General features: G+C 62.4%; 19 protein-coding genes. 10 read left to right on the top strand and 9 right to left on the bottom strand.

Annotated features, from left to right (window positions below; genetic code table 11):
* Positions 1-123 precede the first annotated feature (123 nt).
* The 5 genes from rpsM to rplQ all read left to right on the top strand — a co-directional run bounded on the left by rpsM (position 124) and on the right by rplQ (position 3,025).
* Positions 124-480: a 30S ribosomal protein S13 gene (gene rpsM / locus A5892_RS19410; protein WP_064124183.1), complete on the top strand. Its 357-nt coding sequence runs from the start codon at positions 124-126 to the stop codon at positions 478-480.
* Between the two features lie 34 nt (positions 481-514).
* Positions 515-901 (top strand): 30S ribosomal protein S11, encoded by a 387-nt coding sequence (rpsK, locus tag A5892_RS19405; protein ID WP_027349316.1) that lies wholly within the window; start codon positions 515-517, stop codon positions 899-901.
* 12 nt (positions 902-913) lie between these two features.
* Positions 914-1,534, top strand: a complete 621-nt coding sequence (gene rpsD / locus A5892_RS19400) for a 30S ribosomal protein S4 (protein ID WP_064124182.1) — start codon at positions 914-916, stop codon at positions 1,532-1,534.
* Between the two features lie 64 nt (positions 1,535-1,598).
* Positions 1,599-2,597 (top strand): DNA-directed RNA polymerase subunit alpha, encoded by a 999-nt coding sequence (locus A5892_RS19395; protein WP_064124181.1) that lies wholly within the window; start codon positions 1,599-1,601, stop codon positions 2,595-2,597.
* 41 nt (positions 2,598-2,638) lie between these two features.
* Complete coding sequence (gene rplQ, locus A5892_RS19390) at positions 2,639-3,025, top strand: 50S ribosomal protein L17 (RefSeq protein WP_027349319.1); 387 nt, start codon at positions 2,639-2,641, stop codon at positions 3,023-3,025.
* A 142-nt stretch (positions 3,026-3,167) separates the two neighbouring features.
* On the opposite strand, the gene uvrA is transcribed toward rplQ, so the two are convergent.
* A complete protein-coding gene (gene uvrA, locus A5892_RS19385) occupies positions 3,168-6,020 on the bottom strand; it encodes an excinuclease ABC subunit UvrA (RefSeq protein ID WP_064124180.1) in 2,853 nt (950 codons plus the stop codon).
* A 334-nt stretch (positions 6,021-6,354) separates the two neighbouring features.
* Between uvrA and ssb the strand changes: the two genes are divergently transcribed.
* Together ssb and A5892_RS19375 are read left to right on the top strand one after the other, a co-directional pair.
* Positions 6,355-6,969 (top strand): single-stranded DNA-binding protein, encoded by a 615-nt coding sequence (gene ssb / locus A5892_RS19380; protein ID WP_064124179.1) that lies wholly within the window; start codon positions 6,355-6,357, stop codon positions 6,967-6,969.
* Between the two features lie 158 nt (positions 6,970-7,127).
* Positions 7,128-7,865: a GntR family transcriptional regulator gene (locus A5892_RS19375; protein ID WP_223302745.1), complete on the top strand. Its 738-nt coding sequence runs from the start codon at positions 7,128-7,130 to the stop codon at positions 7,863-7,865.
* 166 nt (positions 7,866-8,031) lie between these two features.
* Here A5892_RS19375 and A5892_RS19370 read toward each other — a convergent pair whose 3' ends face one another.
* The 4 genes from A5892_RS19370 to A5892_RS19355 are packed head-to-tail and all read right to left on the bottom strand — an operon-like array spanning position 8,032 to position 13,847.
* Positions 8,032-9,258, bottom strand: a complete 1,227-nt coding sequence (locus tag A5892_RS19370) for an amidohydrolase family protein (protein ID WP_064124177.1) — start codon at positions 9,256-9,258, stop codon at positions 8,032-8,034.
* Positions 9,255-11,747 (bottom strand): branched-chain amino acid ABC transporter ATP-binding protein/permease, encoded by a 2,493-nt coding sequence (locus A5892_RS19365; RefSeq protein ID WP_082890572.1) that lies wholly within the window; start codon positions 11,745-11,747, stop codon positions 9,255-9,257. Before A5892_RS19365 ends, A5892_RS19370 begins: the two co-directional genes overlap by 4 nt.
* Positions 11,744-12,613: a branched-chain amino acid ABC transporter permease gene (locus tag A5892_RS19360; RefSeq protein ID WP_064124176.1), complete on the bottom strand. Its 870-nt coding sequence runs from the start codon at positions 12,611-12,613 to the stop codon at positions 11,744-11,746. Before A5892_RS19360 ends, A5892_RS19365 begins: the two co-directional genes overlap by 4 nt.
* 46 nt (positions 12,614-12,659) lie before the next feature.
* On the bottom strand, positions 12,660-13,847 hold the full coding sequence (locus tag A5892_RS19355) for an ABC transporter substrate-binding protein (protein WP_064124175.1): 1,188 nt from the start codon (positions 13,845-13,847) through the stop codon (positions 12,660-12,662).
* Positions 13,848-14,034: 187 nt separating this feature from the next.
* Here A5892_RS19355 and A5892_RS19350 point away from each other — a divergent pair, with 187 nt between their 5' ends.
* The 3 genes from A5892_RS19350 (at position 14,035) to A5892_RS19340 (ending at position 16,418) form a co-directional block, all read left to right on the top strand.
* On the top strand, positions 14,035-14,433 hold the full coding sequence (locus tag A5892_RS19350; protein ID WP_064124174.1) for a nuclear transport factor 2 family protein: 399 nt from the start codon (positions 14,035-14,037) through the stop codon (positions 14,431-14,433).
* Positions 14,434-14,812: 379 nt separating this feature from the next.
* On the top strand, positions 14,813-15,658 hold the full coding sequence (locus A5892_RS19345) for a sugar nucleotide-binding protein (protein WP_223302744.1): 846 nt from the start codon (positions 14,813-14,815) through the stop codon (positions 15,656-15,658).
* A gap of 7 nt (positions 15,659-15,665) precedes the next feature.
* Positions 15,666-16,418, top strand: coding sequence for a lysophospholipid acyltransferase family protein (locus A5892_RS19340; protein ID WP_064124172.1), 753 nt, complete (start codon positions 15,666-15,668; stop codon positions 16,416-16,418).
* Positions 16,419-16,506: 88 nt separating this feature from the next.
* On the opposite strand, the gene fabB is transcribed toward A5892_RS19340, so the two are convergent.
* From fabB to A5892_RS19320, 4 genes are all read right to left on the bottom strand, one after another.
* The gene (fabB, locus tag A5892_RS19335) at positions 16,507-17,724 is read right to left on the bottom strand and encodes a beta-ketoacyl-ACP synthase I (protein WP_064124171.1); all 1,218 of its coding nucleotides are present in this window, start codon (positions 17,722-17,724) and stop codon (positions 16,507-16,509) included.
* Positions 17,725-17,737: 13 nt separating this feature from the next.
* The gene (gene fabA / locus A5892_RS19330) at positions 17,738-18,253 is read right to left on the bottom strand and encodes a 3-hydroxyacyl-[acyl-carrier-protein] dehydratase FabA (RefSeq protein WP_027349330.1); all 516 of its coding nucleotides are present in this window, start codon (positions 18,251-18,253) and stop codon (positions 17,738-17,740) included.
* Positions 18,254-18,534: 281 nt separating this feature from the next.
* Positions 18,535-19,956, bottom strand: coding sequence for a deoxyribodipyrimidine photo-lyase (phrB, locus tag A5892_RS19325; protein ID WP_064124170.1), 1,422 nt, complete (start codon positions 19,954-19,956; stop codon positions 18,535-18,537).
* Between the two features lie 23 nt (positions 19,957-19,979).
* Positions 19,980-20,357: a sirohydrochlorin chelatase gene (locus A5892_RS19320; RefSeq protein ID WP_064124169.1), complete on the bottom strand. Its 378-nt coding sequence runs from the start codon at positions 20,355-20,357 to the stop codon at positions 19,980-19,982.
* Between the last annotated feature and the right edge of the window lie 186 nt (positions 20,358-20,543).

Below are 20,543 nucleotides of genomic sequence, written 5' to 3'. Positions count from 1 at the left end.
GACACTGTCTTTGACCTCGGCGCGAGCATGCCTCTTGCTCCAGTAGTGAGCAAGAGGTATGCTATTGCGCCTTTTTGTAGATGACTAACCGAGCAAAGCCGCTCAAATCTTCGGAGTAAGCTGATGGCCCGTATTGCAGGCGTCAATATCCCGGACAACAAGCATGCGGCGATCTCGCTGACCTACATCTACGGCGTTGGCCGTACTCGCTCCAAAGCGATCTGTGCTGCTGTTGGCATCGAAGCCAGCACCAAGATCGGGGATCTCTCCCCCGAGCAGCTGGACGTTTTGCGTGTAGAAGTCGGCAAGTACGTCGTAGAAGGTGACCTTCGCCGTGAGATCACGCTGAATATCAAGCGTCTCATGGATCTGGGTTGCTACCGTGGTCTGCGCCATCGTCGTGGTCTTCCGTTGCGCGGTCAGCGCACCAAGACCAACGCGCGTACCCGTAAGGGGCCGCGTAAACCGATTCGCAAATAACGCGTGATGCGTTAACACCAGGATACTTCCAAACATGGCTAACCCGCGCAGTAACCGTAAAAAGGTTAAAAAGCAGGTAGTGGATGCGATCGCTCATATCCACGCCTCTTTTAACAACACGATCGTGACGATCACAGACCGCCAGGGCAACGCGCTCGCATGGGCGACTGCCGGTGGTTCGGGTTTTCGTGGTTCTCGCAAGAGCACCCCGTTCGCGGCTCAAGTAGCAAGCGAACGTGCAGCGACCGCTGCAGCCGAGTATGGAGTGAAGAACGTAGACGTGCTGGTCAAGGGTCCCGGACCCGGCCGTGAATCCGCCGTGCGTGCGCTCAACGCCGCAGGCTTCCGCGTACAGAGCATCACCGACGCGACGCCCGTTCCTCACAACGGCTGCCGTCCGCCGAAAAAACGCCGCGTATAAGGAGACAGATTCATGGCACGTTATACCGGACCCAAATGCAAGCTGTCTCGTCGCGAAGGCACCGATCTCTTCCTCAAGAGCGGCGTCACCGCATTCGAGAAGAAATGCAAAGCCGAGCAGCCCCCGGGGCAGCATGGCCAGCGCCGTCAGCGTCTCTCCGACTACGGTACTCAGCTGCGTGAAAAGCAGAAAGTGCGTCGCATGTACGGCGTACTGGAAAAGCAATTCCGCAACTACTACAAAAAGGCAGCAAGCCAGAAGGGTGCGACCGGCGAAGTTCTGCTTCAGCTGCTCGAAACCCGCCTGGACAACGTCGTCTACCGCATGGGCTTTGGTGCTACCCGCGCTGAAGCACGCCAGCTGGTGAGCCACAAGGCGATCGCCGTCAACGGCAAGACCGTTAACGTCGCGTCCTTCAAGGTCGCCACTGGTGACGTGATCTCCGTACGCGAGAAGTCGAAGAACCAGAGCCGTATCCAGGCTGCCCTCGAAATTGCCGGCAACCGTGGCGACATCCCTTGGATCGAAATCGATGCCAAGAAGATGGAAGGCACGTTCAAGGCCATTCCCGAGCGTGGAGACCTGTCTGCCGACATCAACGAAAACCTGATCGTCGAGCTCTACTCCAAGTAATCCTTCGAGTGGTCAACTTCGTAAGAGACTTCGAGTATTCGTTCGGCAGCCTAAAGGTGTTCATATGCAGCGTTCAGTGACAGAGTTTCTCCGTCCTCGCGATATCAAGGTCGAAGAGATCAACGCGAATCACGCGAAGATCGTGCTCGAACCATTCGAGCGCGGCTTCGGTCATACCCTGGGGAATGCTCTGCGTCGCATCCTTCTCTCCTCGATGCCCGGCTGTGCCGTCGTAGAGGCTGAGATCCAAGGAGTCGAGCACGAGTACAGCGCCATCGAAGGCATTCAGGAAGATGTCATCGAAATCCTCCTGAACCTCAAAGACGTGTCCATCAAGATGCACGGACGCGACGATGCTGAACTGGCGCTGAACAAGCAGGGCCCTGGCGTCGTGACCGCCGGCGATATCGCCGTCAGCCACGATGTCGAGATCGTCAATCCGGATCACGTCATCGCTCACCTGAACGATGGCGGCGAGCTCAACATGAAGCTTCGCATCATGCGTGGTCGCGGTTACGAGCCGGCAGACGTCCGTGCCCAGAACGAAGACGAAACCCGAGCGATCGGCCGTCTTCAACTGGATGCGACCTACAGCCCGGTTCGCCGCGTTTCCTACGCCGTCGAGTCTGCGCGCGTAGAGCAGCGTACCGACCTCGACAAGCTCGTGATCGACCTGGAGACCGATGGCACCCTGGATCCCGAAGAGGCGATCCGCCGCTCCGCGACCATTCTGCAGGAGCAGCTGGCTGCCTTCGTCGATCTTGAAGCCGATAAAGAGCAGGAAGTCGAGGAGGAAGAGGATCAGATCGATCCGATTCTGCTCCGCCCCGTAGACGATCTCGAGTTGACCGTCCGCAGCGCCAACTGCCTCAAGGCCGAGAACATTTACTACATCGGCGATCTGATTCAGCGCACCGAAGTCGAGCTGCTGAAGACGCCGAACCTTGGCAAGAAGTCCTTGAATGAAATCAAGGACGTGCTCGAGGCACGTGGTTTGTCGCTCGGTATGAGGCTGGAAAATTGGCCGCCCGCGAGCCTGAAGGACGAAAAGGCCTCCGCCTGAAACGGGTGACTCGAGTCCAAGATTGGTAAGGAATCACAACCATGCGTCATCGTAAGAGTGGTCGTCAACTCAACAGGAATTCGGCGCACCGCCATGCCATGTTCAAGAACATGTGCGTGTCGCTGGTCGAACATGAACTGATCAAAACCACCCTGCCCAAGGCCAAGGAACTGCGTCGTCATATCGAGCCGCTGATCACCCTGGCCAAGAGCGACAGCGTCGCCAACCGGCGCCTGGCGTTCAGCCGCACGCGTTCCGACGCCGCGGTGGGCAAGCTCTTCCGTGAGCTGGGTCCGCGCTATGCTACCCGTCCGGGCGGCTATGTGCGCATCCTCAAGTGCGGTTTTCGCCCCGGCGACAACGCACCGATGGCTTACGTCGAGCTGGTGGATCGTCCGGTAGCTGCTGAAGCCGCCGGCGACGAGTAAGCATCGCGCGCCTTGCTGACCAGGCGCGAGCAGTAATCAAAGCCGATTCGGGACATCCCGAATCGGCTTTTTTCTTTCATCTGATGAGACGATCACCCAGCGAGTCGGCGGCACACTCGTGATGCTGTGCCGCCGCTCTTCATCATCCGGCGCGTTTGCTCCGTTCGGTATGGGCCTGCAGCAGGGGCTTGAGAAAGCGCCCCGTGTGGGATCGCTCGTTTTCCGCCAGCGTCTCCGGAGTGCCTTCGGCGATGATCTGCCCCCCCTTCGAGCCGCCCTCAGGGCCCAGGTCGATCAGCCAGTCGGCGGTCTTGATCACATCGAGATTGTGCTCGATCACCACGATTGAATTGCCCTGGTCGCGCAGCTTGTGCAGCACTCCGAGCAGTTGGCGAATATCCTCGAAGTGAAGCCCTGTGGTGGGCTCATCGAGAATGTAGAGCGTCTTGCCGGTATCGCGTTTGGCCAGCTCGCGGGCGAGCTTGACCCGCTGTGCCTCGCCCCCGGAGAGCGTGGTCGCGCTTTGGCCGAGGCGCACGTAGGTCAGCCCCACGTCCATCAGCGTCTGCAGGCGGCGTGCGATCGCGGGAACAGGGGAGAAGAAGGTCAGCGCGTCCTCGACGGTCATCTCGAGCACTTCGTGGATGTTCTTCTCCTTGTACTTCACCTCGAGCGTTTCGCGGTTGTAGCGCTTGCCGTGGCAGACGTCGCAAGGGACGTAGATATCGGGCAGGAAGTGCATCTCGACCTTGATCAGCCCCTCGCCCTGGCAGGCCTCGCAGCGCCCACCCTTGACGTTGAAGCTGAATCTGCCCGGTTTGTAGCCTCGAGCCCGTGCCTCCTGGGTGCCGGAGAACAGCTCGCGGATCGCGGTGAAGATCCCGGTGTAGGTGGCTGGATTGGAGCGCGGAGTGCGGCCGATCGGGCTCTGGTCGATGTCGATCATCTTGTCGAGCTGGTCGAGCCCGGAGATCGAGCGATAGGGCGCAGGGGTGAGCGTGGTCGCCTTGTTCAACTCGGTGGCGGCGATCGGCATCAGCGTTGCGTTGATCAGCGTCGATTTACCCGATCCAGAGACTCCGGTGATGCAGACGAAGCGGCCCAGCGGCAGATGCAGGTCGACGTCGCAGAGGTTGTTACCGCTAGCGCCGAGGAGATGGATCATCTTGTTTTCGTTGACCGGAAAGCGCTGGTGCGGGACCTCGATACGCCGCTTGCCGCTCAGATACTGGCCGGTGAGCGAGTCAGGGTGCCGCTCGATCTGCGCGGGCGTACCCTGGGCGACGATCCGTCCGCCGTGAACACCGGCCCCGGGGCCGATGTCGAGCACATGGTCGGCGGCGCGGATCGCATCCTCGTCGTGTTCGACCACGATCACCGTATTGCCCAGGTCGCGCAGATGCACCAGGGTACTGAGCAGCCGATCATTGTCGCGCTGGTGCAGACCGATCGACGGCTCATCGAGGATATACATCACCCCGACCAAGCCCGCGCCAATCTGGCTCGCCAGGCGGATGCGCTGTGCCTCACCGCCAGAGAGCGTGTCAGCGCTGCGCTCCAGCGTCAGGTAGTCGAGACCGACATTGACCAGAAATTCCAGCCGCGCGCTGATCTCGTTCAATATCTTCACCGCGATCTCGCCCTTGCGGCCCGGCAACCGCATGGTCGAGAACAGCGCCTGTGCCTCGCCGATCGGCATCCTCACCACAGAGGGCAGTGGCCGATCATCGACGAACACGTTGCGCGCTTCGCGCCTGAGTCGAGAGCCTTCGCAGTTCGGGCAAGGGCGAATCGCGATGTACTTGGCGAGCTCATCGCGCACCGTGTTCGAGTCGGTATCGCGATAGCGCCGCTCCAGATTCGGCAGCACGCCCTCGAAGGGGTGGTGCCGGGTGACCTGCTTGCCGCGATCGTTGACGTAGCTGAAAGCGATCTCCTCGCCGGCGCTGCCATGCAGCACGATGTCCCGCGCCGAAGCGGGGAGGTCGCGCCAGGGCGTGTCGAGCGCGAATCCATAATGCTCGGCGATCGCTTCGAGCAGGCCGAAGTAGTAGATGCTGCGGCGGTCCCAGCCCTTGATCACCCCCTCGGCCAGCGATAGCTCATGCTGGCGAACCAGCTTGTCAGGGTCGAAGAACTGATGCACCCCGAGGCCATCGCAGCTTGGGCAGGCCCCTGCCGGGTTGTTGAACGAGAACAGCCTCGGTTCCAGCTCGGCCAGCGAGTAGCCGCAGATTGGGCAGGCGAAGCGAGAAGAGAAGATCATCGGCTCGCGATCTTCGTCCATGAAGTGCAGGATCGCCGCACCATCGGCCAGTCCGAGCGCGGTCTCGAACGATTCGGCGAGGCGCTGGGCCAGGTCCGGGCGGATCTTCACACGGTCGACCACCACGCTGATGTCGTGTTTCTTGTTCTTTTCCAGCGCCGGCACGTCATCGAGCTCGAATACCTCGCCATCGACCATGGCACGGACGTAGCCTTGGGCGCGCAGTTCGGAGAGCAACTGCTGATGCTCGCCCTTGCGGCCTTTGACCAGCGGTGCGAGCAGCATCACCCGGCTGCCTTCGGGTAGCGCCAGGGTCTGGTCGACCATCTGCGAGACGGTCTGCGCTTCGAGATCGAGATGATGATCCGGGCAGCGTGGCGTACCTGCGCGGGCATAGAGCAGGCGCAGGTAGTCGTAGATCTCGGTGATGGTACCGACCGTGGAGCGCGGATTGTGCGAGGTCGATTTCTGTTCGATCGAGATGGCCGGGGAGAGTCCCTCGATATGGTCGACGTCGGGTTTCTCCATCATCGACAGGAACTGGCGCGCGTAGGTGGAGAGTGACTCGACGTAGCGGCGCTGTCCTTCGGCATAGAGAGTGTCGAAGGCGAGCGACGACTTGCCCGAGCCGGAAAGCCCAGTGACCACGATCAGCTTGTCGCGCGGCAGTTCTACATCTATGTCCTTCAGGTTATGAGTGCGCGCACCGCGCACCAGAATACGATCCATGGCGACCTCTGACGGGTTAAGCGAGTAACTATAGGCCATAGCGGGCCCAGGCGTCTTTACGTCACGCGGCCAAGACCCTCGGCGCGTATGCCGAGGGGTTCAAGTACGCTAAAATGCGCCGATAGCCTTAGGGCGCGCCACTCAATTGTGCATGCCTTGCCGCGCGATTCGGGGCAAGCGGCGAATGCCAGGCACCAAGCTCGTGACCCGAGCGAGTGGCGCGACGCCAAGCGTGCGCGCGAGCGGTTTTAGGCGCTTGCCAGAAGGACCGGGCGCTGGTGCGACGGTCGGCCCTGAGGCGTGAACCAGGAATTTTCAATCGAGGAGAGCGGATATGGCCCGCGGTGTGAACAAAGTGATCCTGATCGGCAACCTCGGTCAGGATCCTGAAGTGCGTTTCCTGCCCTCGGGCAACCCGGTCTGCAATCTGCGCCTGGCCACCACCGACACCTGGAACGACCGCCAGAGCGGTCAGCGCCAGGAACGTACCGAATGGCACACGGTGGTGCTGTTCAACAAGCTGGCCGAGATCGCCCAGCAGTACGTCAAGAAAGGCTCCCGACTCTATATCGAAGGGCGCCTGCAGACGCGCAAATGGCAGGGACAGGACGGCCAGGATCGCTACTCCACCGAGATCGTCGCCAACGACATGCAGATGCTCGATTCCCGAGCCGGCGATTTCAACCCTAACAATGGGGGTGGTCAGGGCGGTTATCAACCGCGCGGCAACCAGGGGGGCGGTGCTCCACAGGACGCCCCGCAGGGCGGCTATGGTGGCGGCCAGGACTATGGCCAAGCGGCACGCGCTCCGGCCCATGGTGGCGGCCAGCCGCGCCCGGCGCCGAACAACGCCCCCCAGCAGGGTGGCTATGGCGCCCCGCAGCAGAATAATAATGGCGCACCGAACCCGGGTAGCTTCGACGACTTCGACGACGAGATTCCGTTCTGAGAGAGCACCTCAACGAAAGCTGTAAAGTTTTCCTTGGAGAGCCCCGCCTTTCGAATTGACCCCCAGTATTGGACGGTTCACTCAGCCGGGGCTCAAGGCCTGAGTCCCGTGCTGTAAGGGGCGCTGGCGGGGTAATGCCGCCCGTGGCTTGACCGCCAATGCTGTGCGGGTGGCGTGAGGTTCTCTGCAGAAATGAGGAAAGGATGGGCTCGAGAACTGTCACCGCCAAACAGCTTGAGGTTCAGCGCATCTTCGATGCGTTGTACAGGGCGATTGCCCAGCATCGCCTGCCGCCCGGCACGCGCCTGATCGAAGCGCAGATCGTCGAGACCCTGCAAGCCAATCGCAACCATGTCCAGGCCGCGTTGCAGCGCCTGGCACTGCAGAAAGTGGTGACCATCGAGGCCAATCGTGGGGCGATGGTTGCCCAGCCTACCGCCAAGGAAGCGCGGGACATTTTCAGTGCGCGGCGAGCCATCGAGCGGGCGATCGTCGAATCCATCACACCCGCGATCATGCGCGAACAGCGCCAGCGCGTGGCGGCCCACATGAACAACGAGCGCAAGGCGACTGACGATACCGATCGCCGCGCCATCGTGCGTGAGCTGAGCGAGTTTCACCTGATGCTCGGAGCGATTTGCGGCAACAGCGTGCTCAGCGACATCCTCGGCAACCTGATGGTGCGCAGCTCGCTGATCGTCGCGCTGTACCAGCGTAACGATGTGCCTTCCTGCGCTTCGGACGAGCATCAGCAGATCATCACGGCTCTTGAAAACGGTGACCATGAGAAAGCCGTGGTGGTGATGATCGAGCACTTGGAGGAGCTGGAAGGGCAACTAGTGCTGAACTCCGCAGCGCCTGCGGAGTTCAACCTCAAGCAGGCGTTGAGTGAGTGATCGAACGTAGCTGTAGCCGGACGGCTACGGTGCTGCCACTTCATCTGGTCAATCGCCAATTCAATCGGGGCACATGCCCATGGAAGTGAGCAAGCTCACTTCCACGAGAGCGTCGTGTAGCGGATTGGCGGTAGATGTCGATCTACCCCTCAGCGTGCCCCCTTGATTATCGGGGCAATAGCAATCTCCCTTGCGGCCGCTCGAAGGTCCGCTTTCCGCGTTTGTAGCCCATTAACGGCACGCTGATTTCACCAATCACCGCAGCAGGCGAGGGGGCGTCGAAGACGATGAAGTCGGCGTAGCAGCCAGGCGTCAGGCCGTAGTCCGGCAGGCGCAGCATTCGCGCCGATTCGCTCGATACCCACGCCAGGCATTGCAGCAGTTCCGGCACCGTACCCATCTGGCTGACGTTGGCGAACAGGTTGGCCTGGCGTACCAATGACGCGTCGCCGTATGGCGTGAATGGGTTGCCGATGTTGTTGGTCGATACCGAACACGTCACCCCGCAAGCGTGCAAATGCGCCAGCGGCGCCAAGCCACGGGGCTTGTTGTGGAAGTGCTCGCGACCCATCAGGAACAAATCGGTGCTCGGCAGGCAAGTCACCTGTACGCCGACCTCGGCCAGGCGGCTACCCAGGGGAATCAAGGTTTCCTTGGGCAGTGCCGACAGCTTGGTGACATGGCCGATGGTCACGCGCCCGCTCCAGTCGTGCTGCTCGGTGCAGCGCGCCACGTGTGCGACGGTCATGCCTTCGGGGTTGAGGTCGAAATCCAGATGGAGGTCCAGGTCACAGCCGTACTCCACCGCCAGTTCGAATAGACGCTCGATCTGCCCCAGTGGATCGCTGTCGGTGTAAGGGCAGCCTCCCAATACCGTCGCGCCGTTTTCCAGACCGAAGCGCAGCAATTCCTCGGTGCCCGGGTTGTTGAGCATGCCTTCTTGGGGAAACACGCAGATATCCAGGGTGATCGCCCAGGCGTAATCGGCCTGCAAGCGACGAATCGCATTGAAGCCGATCAGACCGATCTGCGGATCCAGTTCGACGTGGGTGCGCATGTGCGTGGTGCCCTGCAGGATGGCCTTTTCCAGCACCTGAGCGCCCCGTCGATAGACGTCCTCCTCGGTGAATTCCGCCTTCGCCGCGCGGGTCTGCCGCACGGCCTCGGCCAGTGTGCCGGCCTGCAACTGGCAGCGCTGCATGATGCAGGCCTTGTCCAGATGGATGTGGGTTTCGACCAGTCCCGGCAGCAGCAGCCGACCTTCGAGATCGAGGGTCTCGCAGGCAGTAGCCTCACGGCCCAGCGCTTCGACGAAACGCCCGTCCTCGACGTACAGCGAGCTCGGAATCGGTTCGTGGCCGACGCGCGCATTGTTGATGATCAAGGCGCTCATGCGCTGACTCCTTCACCCAGATACGCCGCTGCCAGGTCGCTGTCTTCGCGCAGCTGCGCGGCGCTACCGGACTTGATCACGTGGCCGGTTTCCAGCACGTAAGCGCGATCAGCGACCTGCAGTGCGAGATTGGCCATCTGGTCCACCAGCAATAGGGTCACGCCCTCATCGCGCAGCGCTGCCAGCGCGTCGTACAGCTCGCCGATCATCAATGGCGAAAGCCCCAGCGACGGCTCGTCGAGCAGGAGAATTTTCGGCTTGGCCATCAGTCCACGACCCACCGCGACCATTTGCTGCTCGCCACCGGAAAGCAGGCCGGCGGGGCTGTCGATGCGATCGCGCAGGCGTGGGAAGCGCTGCAGGATCGCTTCGATTTCCCGGTCGGCATCCACTACATCGCGGCGTGAATAACTGCCCAGCAACAGGTTGTCGCGCACGCTCAGGTACGGGAACACCTGACGACCTTCGGGCACCAGCGCCAGGCCCTGGCCTGCGATGCTGCTGGCGCTGGCCTGTTCGATGTTTTCGTTGTCCAGCAGGATGCTGCCGCCCGATGCGCGATGCAGCCCGGCCAGGCATTGCAGGATGCTGGATTTGCCCGCGCCATTGGCGCCGAGAATCGCCACCAGTTCACCCGGATTGACCACCAGATTGACCTTGTTCACCACTGGCGCTGCGCCGTAGTCGATGACCAGATCCTTGACCTGCAAGCGTGCATCGCGACTGCCGTCCCAAGCCTCGTTGCGAGGCGTGGCCTGATAATCAGTGCCGCCTAGATATGCTGCAATGACGCGCTCGTCGCGTTGCACTTCGGCAGGTGTGCCGACCGTGATCGGTTTGCCTGCGTCGAGCACCAGCAAGCGCTCGGACACTGCCATCACCAGCGCCATGTCGTGCTCCACCAGAATCACCGTCAGACCGAAACCTGCGAGTTGCTTCAGCAGAATGGCCAGCGCATCGGTGTCGCGGCGGCTCAGGCCGGCCGCAGGTTCGTCCAGCAGCAACACCGCGGGTGCCGCGGCGAGGGCCCGGGCGATCTCCACCAGGCGGCGGTCGACATGGGCCAGGTCTTCGGCAGGGATATTGACTGCGCCGCGATAGCCGACCAGTGCCAGCAGATCCAACGCCAGCTCCCGTTGAGCGGTGCTCGATCGGCTGAAGATCAGCCCCAGTCGTCCTTTCTGCATCGCCACCAACACGTTGTCCAGTACCGACATTTCGCCGAACAGCTGAGTGGTCTGGTAGGTGCGGGCGATCCCGGCTCGTGCGGTCTTCCAGGCAGGCAATCCGGCCAGCGCCCGACCCAGTTCGATCTGTCCGCTGTCGGGGGTGTAAAACCCGCTGATCATGTTCAGCACCGTGGTTTTACCCGCGCCGTTAGGGCCGATGATGCTGGTGATGCTGCCTGCCGGAGCGTGTAGGCTCACGTGTTGCGCTGCTTGCACACCGCCGAAACGAATGCCGATATCGCGAATGTGCAGACCGTCGCGATGGGTGTGATTGCTCAGGTAATCAGCGACGCGCCTGGTGTTGATTCTTGCCGGCGGTGTCAGCGCTGTCGGCTTGATCCAGCGGCGGGCGATGGTACCCAGCAATCCATTAGGCGCGATCCACAGCACCACCAGCAAAAGCACCGAAAAGATCAGCAGCCGGTATTCGGCGAAATCAGACAGTAGTTCAGGCACCAGCACGATCAGCAACGCACCCAGCACCGGACCGAACAGGGTGCCGCTGCCGCCGACGATCACCGCCAGCACGAACAGGATCGACTGCGAGAACGGAAAGGATTCCGGATTGATGAACATCAGCAATGGCGCGAGCAACGAACCCGCCAGACCGGTGAGCAGCGCCGACAGGGCGAAGGCCAGGGTCTTGGTGACGACCGGGTTGAAACCCAGGGAGCGGGCGGCGATTTCCGAGGCCTTCACCGCGCGCATGGCCTTGCCCCAGCCGCTGTGACGCAGGCGCTGGTAGAACGCCAGCGCGGCGATCATCAGGGCTGTGGCGATCAATGCCAGCAGGATCGATGGATCCATGCCTGCGAACTCAGGCAATGGAATGCCCATCAGGCCATTGGAGCCGCCGGTGACGTCGCGCCATTCGATCAGGCTGTGATGCACGACAAAGGAAAACGCGATGGTGATCATCGCCAGATAAGACCCAGTGACACGCAACGCCGGAATCGCCAGCAAAGCGCCGATGGCGCCAGCCACCAGACCGGCTGCGGGAACGGCCAGCCATAGCGGCAACCCAGCCAGGGTCATCAGCGCCGAGATGTAGGCGCCAATGGCATAGAACGCGATGTGGCCAAAGGAAATCTGACCGCTCAAGCTGATCAGTACGTTGAGGCCCACACCCACTACGGCGGCCAGCGCGCACAGGGTGAAGACCAGCAGCGAATAGCTGTCGAGAGCGAGCACGGCAACGACGCTGGTCAGGGCTAGAACGCCAATGGAAACAGGGCCCAGTTGGGTTTTCAGGTATTTCATACCTTCACCAGTGCCTGACTGCCGAACAGGCCGTTGGGGCGGATCGCCAGGGCCAGAATCACCAGAGCGAAGGTAAATATCTGGGTGAATGCCGAGCCGAAATACAGGGTGACCAGGGCTTCAGTCAGGCCGAACAGCAGCCCGGCGACGAACACGCCCCCGGCGCTGGCTATACCCCCCAGAATCGCCACGGCGAAGGCCTTCAGACCGAACAACATGCCCATCTCGGCGTTGACGCTGAACAGCGGCGCGATCAGCAGACCGGCGATGGCCGCGAATACCGTCGATATCGCAAAGGCAATGGCGACCACGCGATTGACGTTGATGCCTATCAGCATCGCGGCGCGCGAGTTCTGCACGCAGGCCTCCAGCACCTTGCCCAGCCGCGTGTAACGGCGTACCAGAAACAGCGCCAGGGCGATGGCCGCGCCGGCCAGCGGGATCAACAGCTGCAAGGCGCCAATGGTGTTACCGAACAGCTCGACTTTCAAATTGAGCAGGCTGCTTTCGAACTGCCGCGGCTCTTTGCCAAAGGTGAACAGCGCCAGGTTGTCCACCAGAATACCGCCCGCCACCGTCGCCATCAGCCAGGCTTGCGAGCCGCGGCTGTGGAACGGGCGCACCAGCCAGCGTTCGATCGCCAGCCCGTAGAGGGCGCTGAGCAAAAGCGTCAGCGGCAGCGCCAGCCACAGCGACAGACCCCAGGTGATGCACAGCGTGTAGCCCAGCACCGCGCCGACCATCATGGCGCTGCCCTGGGCGAAGTTGACGGTGCGCGAGACCACGTAGGTCAGGTGGAAACCTAGGGCGAGCAGGGCGTACATGCTGCCCAGTCCGAGGCCGGTGACGATGGCGGCGGTGAACATGGCGAATTCCTTAGTGTTCGGTGACGGCTTGATTCAGGACCGGAGTTCAGGGTTTGAGCGGCACGATCTGGTCGCCCACGAAGTGGGCGAACACATAATCGTCAGGGCCAAGTGCGTCATGTTTCTGCGCGGTGAACGGCTGTTCGTAGTCCTTGATCAGACCGTCGTAATCGGTGATCTCGTAGAAACCGTCGCGCACCGCCTCGCCGTCGGTGCTGCCGGCGTTCTCGATGGCCAGGGCGCTGAGGTGCAGGGCGTCGTAGGCGTTGGCGATGCCGACAGCAGGCGTCACATCGGCCAGGCTTTTGATCTGCGGGTAAGCGGTTTTCAGCGCTGCGAGCAGCGCGTCACCCTTGGCATCGTTGTGTTCGGTGAACACGTAGGTCTGGATGAAGTGCACCCGCGAGGCGCTCGGTCCGGCCAGCTCGCCAAAACGCCCGCCCGCCGGGCCCCAGTGCGAGATCACCGGCACGTCCCAGCCCATGCGGTCGAGGGATTTCACCACCTGCGCCGAGGGCCCGACGTTGCCGACCATCAGCAGGGTATCGGCGCCTGCGTTCTTCAGGCGGGTGAGCTGCGGCACCACGTCCAGATCGCTGTCCTGAATGCGCTCCACACCGGCGTTTTCCAGGCCGCGTTTTTCCAGCGCGATCCTGAAGCCGGCTTCGTTGGACTCGCCCCACGGATTGTTGATGAGGATCATGCCCGGCTTCTTCATGCCCTGATCGGCGCCGTACTTGACCAGCGCTTCGTCCACCAGCTCATCGACGGCCGAGACACGAAACACGTAGTTATCCGCTGCGCCGTTTTCGGTGATTTTGGTGCCCGCTGCCCAGACGCCCATGAACGGCACCTTCAGCTGATTGGCCAGAGGCACGATCGCCAGGGAAACCGGGGTGTCGAGGCCGCCGAACAGCACCGTGACTTTCTCGCGCTGGATCAATTCGCGCGCTGCCAGCATGCCCTTGGACGGATTGCTTTCGTCGTCGCGACGTACCAGTTCAAGCGGGCGTCCCAGCACGCCGCCATTGGCGTTGACCTCGTCGATGGCCATGGTCAGGCCACGGGTGAGGGCCTCGCCGGATTTGGCTGACTGGCCAGAAAGAGCCGCCACCAGACCGACCTTGATGGGTGGTTCGGCCGCTTGAGTGCTGGTGCCGATGGCGAGGTTGAGCGAGACGGCCGCAGCCACGGTGAATAACAGACGCTGCACGTTTGGAAGCCGGAATGACATGGGTGATGCTCCTGTTTGCTAGCACTTGTAAATTTATTGCTAGCAATTAGGATGCCAGTCCGTGGCCAGTTGAAATCCAAGGGCTTGCGGGGTTTCGACTGGAAATTTCGCTCCAAATTAAGGCGCTTTGCACCACACGGGGGCACGCCTCTTCATTGCGATCATCACTGAGTCAGGAGAGTGGGTTATGTCTGAGATAAACGAGGCCGTGCAGATTGTTAGCAATTTTCTTGAGGCATCCATGGCCCCGGATCCGGTCCGCGCAGCGACCTTCATGAGCGATGACGTGAAGATCACCTTCACCGGTGGGCGCGCTATGCCCGACCCGCAAACCATCACTGCGTTCAACGGCGGACGATATGCCTGGGTAAAGAAGGCGTTGGGCAATTTCGACTGGATGGATCGCGGCGATCACACCGTGGTGTATTCCAACGGCACGCTCTACGGCGAATGGCCCGATGGCCGCAGCTTCTCCGGCAACCGCTACCTGGACCGCTTCGAAGTACGCGACGGCAAGATCACCCGCATGGACGTGTGGAACGACAGCGCTGAGTGGATGTTGACGCCGGAAATCGCTAAATCCTGAAGCGAGCCGACGGCTCGTAGCAGTCCTGCCTGTCGGCGGTAGAATTCTCCAGATCGCTATCCCCGGCAAGCCGGACTGTGAGCCGACTCCGATAGTTGGACGGTTCGCGCTCTCAGCCGGTGGCCATGGCCTGGGCCCGTTATGCCGTAGGGCTCGAGCCTCGTTCGATCGTGTACACCAAGAGCCACCAAGCCCTGCCCTTGGCTACGTGGATACACGCCAAACTGGACGTTGCGCTCCGCAGCTAGGATCATGTCGATCCCGAAACTTGCAGCCGTCCGTGGCTGTCGATCGATCACCTGCCAAGCCGAGCTGCCCTGTCGTGAAACTTCTGGTATTCGATGCCGGTCATTGTCTTAGCCTTGCACTGGATCGCGAGGTGGAACGTCGCCTGGATCTCGAGTTATCCCTCGTCGACGAGTCTCGCGATGCGCTCGAGGCGCTCGATTCTGGACAGTTCGACGCCTTGGTGCTGCCGCCGTTGGCTCACTTGGATGCGATCAGCCCCGAGCAGGTCGAGGCGCACGCCTCGCGGGTCGAGGCGATGATCGCGGGATGTCGCGTCAGCGGGACGATCCTGGTCTGGTGCATCAGCGACCAGATCTACGAGCATGGTTATGAGGAAGGAGCGATCGAGGAAGGGCTCATTCCTCGTCCGGAGTCCGCCCCGCGCAAGCGTCTGGTCGCGGTTGGCGACCGGATTCGCGCCGAACTGCCGCGTCACCTGGTAGTGCGGGTAGGTCCGCTGTTCGGTAGCGAAGGCGAGGAGGCATGGCTTCCCGACCTGCTCGAGACGCTTGAGGCTGGCCGGCGAGTGCATGCCGAGCAGGATCTGTTCGTTGGCCCGACCCCGGTCGAGGGGCTGGCCCGCGCACTTTGCGGCATGCTGCTGCAGCTCGATAACGGTGCCGAGGCATGGGGCGCCTACCACCTGGCTGGAATCGAGCCGGTGAGCCTCTTCACCTTCGTTGCCGCAGTGCGCACCCAGCTCGAGCAGCAGCTCAGCGCACGCGGGCTTCCGGTCGATGGACTGGGTGAGGTCGAGGCTGTTTTCCGAGAGGGAGGAATGGTGCGTAGAGTGCTCAATTGCCGGCGCATGCTGGGCACCTTCGGGGTGCATCAAAAACCTTGGCGGCTCGAGCTCGAGCGGCTGATCGAACAGTGGCTCGACGAGCGTTTCGGCGAGCCGGAGGCGCCTGCGTCGATGCGTGGGCAGCAAGGGTAGAAGCGGTATGAATGTACTACGCAGCTCATTGTTCTACATCGGCTACGTGCTGATGGTGCTGGTCAGCGCGGTGACATTGGTGCCAGTTGCCTGCTTTTTGCCGCTGAAGCCGCGTTTTCGGGTACTCAATCTCTATAACCGAACGATCATTGCTTGGTTCAGCCTCTGTTGCGGGGTGACGGTCCGGGTACGCGGTGGCGAGAGGCTGCCGGCTGGCCCGTGCGTGATGCTCTCCAATCACCAGAGTGAGTGGGAGACCTTGTTCCTGCAACTGCTCAAGCCGCCGACCTGTACGGTACTCAAGAAGGAGTTGCTGAAAATTCCGGTGTTCGGCTGGGCGCTGCGCTTGGTGAGACCGATCCCGCTGGATCGTTCGCGCCCGTCGGTCGCGCTGAAGCAGGTGCTTAGAGAAGGCGCTGAACGGCTGCGTGAGGGGCTCTCGGTGCTCATCTTCCCCGAAGGTACCCGGGTGCCGCCGGGCAGCCGCAAGCCGTTCAGCAAAAGCGGCGTGCATATTGCCTGGCGGGCTGGGGTGCCGGTAGTCCCGATCGCCCACAATTCGGGCGAATGCTGGACCAGCGGTGGCTGGATAAAACGCCCGGGGCGCATCGAGGTGGTGATAGGCGAGCCGATCGCGACAGAGGGGCGCGATGTCAAGGATCTACTCGTCGAGGTGGAGAACTGGATCGAGGACCAGCTCGAGCAGATATCCACGGTGCCTCGCCCGAGTCGTAAAACGATGCCCGTCGAGCAGGCTTGAGCCGGGCTCGATGATACGGTGAGCCAACGAAGGACCCCGCGAATCGCTTCGCGGGGTCTTCTTTTCATAGCGCTGGACGTGCTGTGGATCAATCTTCCAGTCGTTGGAACACCAAGCAGGCGTTGGTGCCGCCGAATCCGAAGCTGTTCGACATGACGCGTTCGAGGCGCACGCCGTCGCGACGCTTGAGCACGACATCGAAGCCTTCGGCCTTGGCATCGAGCTCGTCGACGTTGGCCGAGGCGCAGATGAAGTCGTGCTTCATCATCAGCAGCGAGTAGATCGCTTCCTGGGCCCCCGTGGCGCCGAGCGAGTGCCCGGTCAGCGACTTGGTCGAGGAGAGCGCCGGCACGGCGTCGCCGAAAACCTGACGCAGTGCGCGCAGCTCGCTCATGTCGCCTACCGGCGTCGAGGTGCCGTGGGTGTTGATGTAGTCGATCGAACCTTCCACCGTCGCCAGCGCCTGCTGCATGCAGCGAGCACCGCCTTCGCCAGAAGGGGCGACCATGTCTGCGCCGTCCGAATTGGCGCCATAGCCGACCAGCTCGGCATAGATCTTCGCGCCGCGGGCCTTGGCGTGTTCGTATTCCTCGAGTACCAGCATGGCGCCACCGCCGGCGATGACGAAGCCATCGCGCTGCGAGTCATAGGCACGAGAGGCCTTCTCTGGCGTATCGTTGTAGCCGGTGGAGAGAGCGCCCATCGCATCGAACAGGCACGATAGCGTCCAATGCTCCTCTTCGCCGCCGCCGGCGAAGACGATGTCCTGCTTGCCGAACTGGATCTGCTCCATTGCGCTGCCGATGCAGTGCGCGGAAGTGGCGCAGGCCGAGGAGATCGAATAGTTGAGCCCCTTGATCGAGAACGGCGTGGCCAGGCAGGCGGAGACGGTGCTGCCCATGGTGCGCGTGACGCGATACGGACCGACCCGGCGAAGGCCCTTCTCGCGCAGGATATCGGCAGCCTCGACCTGGTTGGCCGAGGAGGCGCCACCGGAGCCTGCGATCAGGCCGGTGCGAAGGTTGGATACCTGCTCGGGGGTGAGCCCCGCGTCCTCGATCGCCTGCTGCATCGAGACATAGGCATAGGCCGCGGCATCGCCCATGAAGCGGCGATGCTTGCGATCGACCAGTGCATCGAGGTCGATGTCCACTACGCCTGCGACGTGACTGCGCATGCCGCGCTGCGCGTACTCTTCGCGGTAGCGAATGCCGGAGCGCCCTTGCTTGAGGGACTCGAGGACCTGTTGCTGATCATTGCCGAGGCACGAAACGATACCGATACCAGTGACTACCACTCGTCGCATGGGGACCTCCCAATCAGAAATTCGAAGTGGAGGTGAACAGGCCGACGCGAAGGTCGTTGGCCTGGTAGATCGGCTCTCCATCCACGGAGACCACGCCGTCGGCGATGCCGAGGATCAGTCTACGGGTGATGACCCGCTTGACGTGGATGTGATAGGTGACCTTTTCCGCGCTCGGCAGGATCTGGCCGGAGAACTTGACTTCTCCACAGCCCAGCGCGCGGCCACGGCCAGGGTTGCCCAGCCAGCCGAGATGGAATCCGACCAACTGCCACATTGCATCGAGACCGAGGCAGCCAGGCATTACCGGATCGCCAGGGAAGTGGCACTGGAAGAACCAGAGGTCGGGATGGATGTCGAGCTCGGCGATCAGCTCACCCTTGCCGTACTGCCCACCGGTCTCGCCGATGTGGGTGATACGATCGAGCATCAGCATGTTCGGTGCTGGCAGCTGAGCGTTGCCCGGGCCAAAGAGTTCGCCTTGGCTGCACTTGAGCAGCTCTTCATGGCTAAAGGAGTGTTGCTTGGTCACAGAGACGCTTTCCGAAGATCTGGGTAGGGGGCTTGTTCGTCAGGCGCCCGAGTTTAGAGCATGTCACCCGGTGCCCGCCAATCGCGCCATTCTAGCGTTCCCGGCGCTGCGCCGTGCCTGGTGGTCACCTGGCGCGGGGGTGTCAGGCCCTGTCGTGGCGAGGATCTTGTGCACGCCACGTGGGCATCAGCCGGCGGCATTATGCCATAGCTGTGCGGCGGGTGACTAAATCGAAGCCCGATGCTCGATGAGGCGCCCGCCACAGGCTAATCATCACATACTTAGCCGTGGTGCTTGAATGCTGCGGCGAAAGTAGACAGCGCCCGTTCACGCGCTGCGCGGTGATCGACGATCGGTGCAGGGTAGCCGCACGCCTCACGCTGCTGCGCGCTCGGCGCGTGGCGCGCCTTGGCATCGAGCTCCTCGAAGCCCTCGAGCCAGGAGGCAATGAAGGCGCCGTCGGGATCGAAACGCCGCGACTGAGTGGTCGGATTGAACAGGCGGAAGTAGGGCGCAGCGTCGGTGCCGGTCGAGGCGGCCCACTGCCAGCCGCCATTGTTGGCGCCGAGCTCTCCGTCGACCAGGTGATCGAGAAAGAAAGCTTCCCCCTCTCGCCAGTCGATCAGCAGATGCTTGGTAAGGAACATCGCAGTGACCATGCGCAGCCGATTGTGCATCCACCCGGTCTCGACCAATTGGCGCATCGCTGCATCGATCAACGGGTAGCCGGTGCGTCCCTGTCGCCAGGCTTCGAGCTCCTCGGGAGCATCGCGCCAGCGGATCCGCTGTGCTTCCTGGCGAAACGGGCGATGACGACAGACCTGGGGATAGCCGACCAGAATGTGCTGGTAGAACTCCCGCCATACCAGTTCATTGACCCAGGCCGAGGTGCCTGCGTCGCCGTCGGCGAGATGCCCATTATTATGGTGCAGGACCGCATTGAGACACTGGCGGGCCGAGATCGCCCCGATGGCCAGATAGGCGGACAAAGCGCTGGTCGCGGCCTGGGCGGGAAAGTCCCGATCGCGCTGATAAAGGCGCACTCGATCACGGATGAATCGTGAGAGCCTCGCCTGCGCTTCCTCCTCTCCAGCCGGCCAGAGGGCGGTATCGATCGTCGCGGGCCGTGGCGGGGCGGGAATATCTTCGTTCACCACGTCGGTTGGAGCGGGCTGGCGCTCGGGCATGGGCGAGGGCTTCAGCCGAGATCCCTCCAGCGCGCGGTGCCAGGCTTTGGCGAACGGGGTGAAGACGCTGTAGTACTCCCCCTTGCCGGTTCTGAGCTCACCGGGCGCGAACTGCACGGCATCGGTATGGCGATGCACTTCGAGCCCCGCGGCGCGACAAGCCTCGGCTACCCGACGGTCGCGCTCGCGTTCGTTGACCGCGTACTCGTCGTTGAAGTGCAAGGCGTCGCAGCCGAGTGCTCGAGCCCGATCCACCAGCGCCTCGGGCACCTGGTCGAAGCGCTCGGCCTCGAGTACCTGCACCGGGATGTTCAGCGCATCGAGCTGTGCGGCGAGCGCCTTTGCGTTGCGATACCAGAAATCCAGCTTGTTGGCGCCATGGCCGTGTTCCCGCCACTGCCCGTAGCAGGGGGAGATGAGCGCGATCACCTCGCCCCTGGCGCTGGCGGCGTAGAGCGCGCGATGGTCTGCGCAGCGCAGGTCGTTTCTGAACCAGACCAACTGGCGCTGGGGCATCGCTTCCTCCTCGATCCGGCGGCTCACGCCTGCAGGCCGCGTTCCGCGACGATTTCCGCTACCACATCGATGAATGCCGGATGCTGCCCAACCGGCGGCAGCAGGGCCAGCTCGAGCCTGGGGTGCTGCTGGGCGAGTGCCTCGAGCTGCGCCGGCACGTCCTTGCGCAGGTGGCGCCCGGAGGCGAAGAACAGCGGCAGGACGTCGATGCGGGTACCTTCGGGATGCGCCTCGGCGAGTTCCTGTACCACCTCTTCAAGCAGTGGCGAGCAAAGCTCCATGTAGGCGAGCCGTAGCTGAGGGCCCAGCCGTTCGCGAAGGCGCGCCTCGAGCGTGGTGAAGGGGGCCTGCCAGGTGGGATCGGTCGATCCATGGGCGAGGATGATCAGCGTGCTTTGCATGGGCGAGCGGCTCTGAAAACGTGTATCTGTCCCGGTCGAACGGGAGCGCGTGTCCCGCCCATGGTACGACGCCTGAGGCATGGAAGGGGAGGCATCGATGCCCTCGGAGAGGCAGCGATGGTGCTGACGCGAGGCCATCTCATGCCAAGGTGGGCATGGCGAGCGGGGAGGTGGGGAACTACCGTA

It is taken from the genome of Halotalea alkalilenta (assembly GCF_001648175.1).
Taxonomy (GTDB): Bacteria; Pseudomonadota; Gammaproteobacteria; order Pseudomonadales; family Halomonadaceae; genus Halotalea; species Halotalea alkalilenta_A.
This window is presented reverse-complemented; position numbering and strand designations above follow the sequence as displayed.

Bases quoted from the DNA above. Each gene is read 5' to 3' on its own strand.
- rpsM (WP_064124183.1), top strand. From the start codon at position 124: ATGGCCCGTATTGCAGGCGTCAATATCCCGGACAACAAGCATGCGGCG.
- rplQ (WP_027349319.1), top strand. From the start codon at position 2,639: ATGCGTCATCGTAAGAGTGGTCGTCAACTCAACAGGAATTCGGCGCAC.
- fabB (WP_064124171.1), bottom strand. From the start codon at position 17,724: ATGCGACGAGTGGTAGTCACTGGTATCGGTATCGTTTCGTGCCTCGGC.
- A5892_RS19370 (WP_064124177.1), bottom strand. From the start codon at position 9,258: ATGAGCGCCTTGATCATCAACAATGCGCGCGTCGGCCACGAACCGATT.
- A5892_RS19350 (WP_064124174.1), top strand. From the start codon at position 14,035: ATGTCTGAGATAAACGAGGCCGTGCAGATTGTTAGCAATTTTCTTGAG.
- A5892_RS19340 (WP_064124172.1), top strand. From the start codon at position 15,666: ATGAATGTACTACGCAGCTCATTGTTCTACATCGGCTACGTGCTGATG.
- A5892_RS19360 (WP_064124176.1), bottom strand. From the start codon at position 12,613: ATGTTCACCGCCGCCATCGTCACCGGCCTCGGACTGGGCAGCATGTAC.
- phrB (WP_064124170.1), bottom strand. From the start codon at position 19,956: ATGCCCCAGCGCCAGTTGGTCTGGTTCAGAAACGACCTGCGCTGCGCA.
- uvrA (WP_064124180.1), bottom strand. From the start codon at position 6,020: ATGGATCGTATTCTGGTGCGCGGTGCGCGCACTCATAACCTGAAGGAC.
- ssb (WP_064124179.1), top strand. From the start codon at position 6,355: ATGGCCCGCGGTGTGAACAAAGTGATCCTGATCGGCAACCTCGGTCAG.
- A5892_RS19365 (WP_082890572.1), bottom strand. From the start codon at position 11,747: ATGAAATACCTGAAAACCCAACTGGGCCCTGTTTCCATTGGCGTTCTA.
- A5892_RS19355 (WP_064124175.1), bottom strand. From the start codon at position 13,847: ATGTCATTCCGGCTTCCAAACGTGCAGCGTCTGTTATTCACCGTGGCT.
- rpsD (WP_064124182.1), top strand. From the start codon at position 914: ATGGCACGTTATACCGGACCCAAATGCAAGCTGTCTCGTCGCGAAGGC.
- rpsK (WP_027349316.1), top strand. From the start codon at position 515: ATGGCTAACCCGCGCAGTAACCGTAAAAAGGTTAAAAAGCAGGTAGTG.
- A5892_RS19375 (WP_223302745.1), top strand. From the start codon at position 7,128: ATGCTGTGCGGGTGGCGTGAGGTTCTCTGCAGAAATGAGGAAAGGATG.
- A5892_RS19320 (WP_064124169.1), bottom strand. From the start codon at position 20,357: ATGCAAAGCACGCTGATCATCCTCGCCCATGGATCGACCGATCCCACC.
- A5892_RS19395 (WP_064124181.1), top strand. From the start codon at position 1,599: ATGCAGCGTTCAGTGACAGAGTTTCTCCGTCCTCGCGATATCAAGGTC.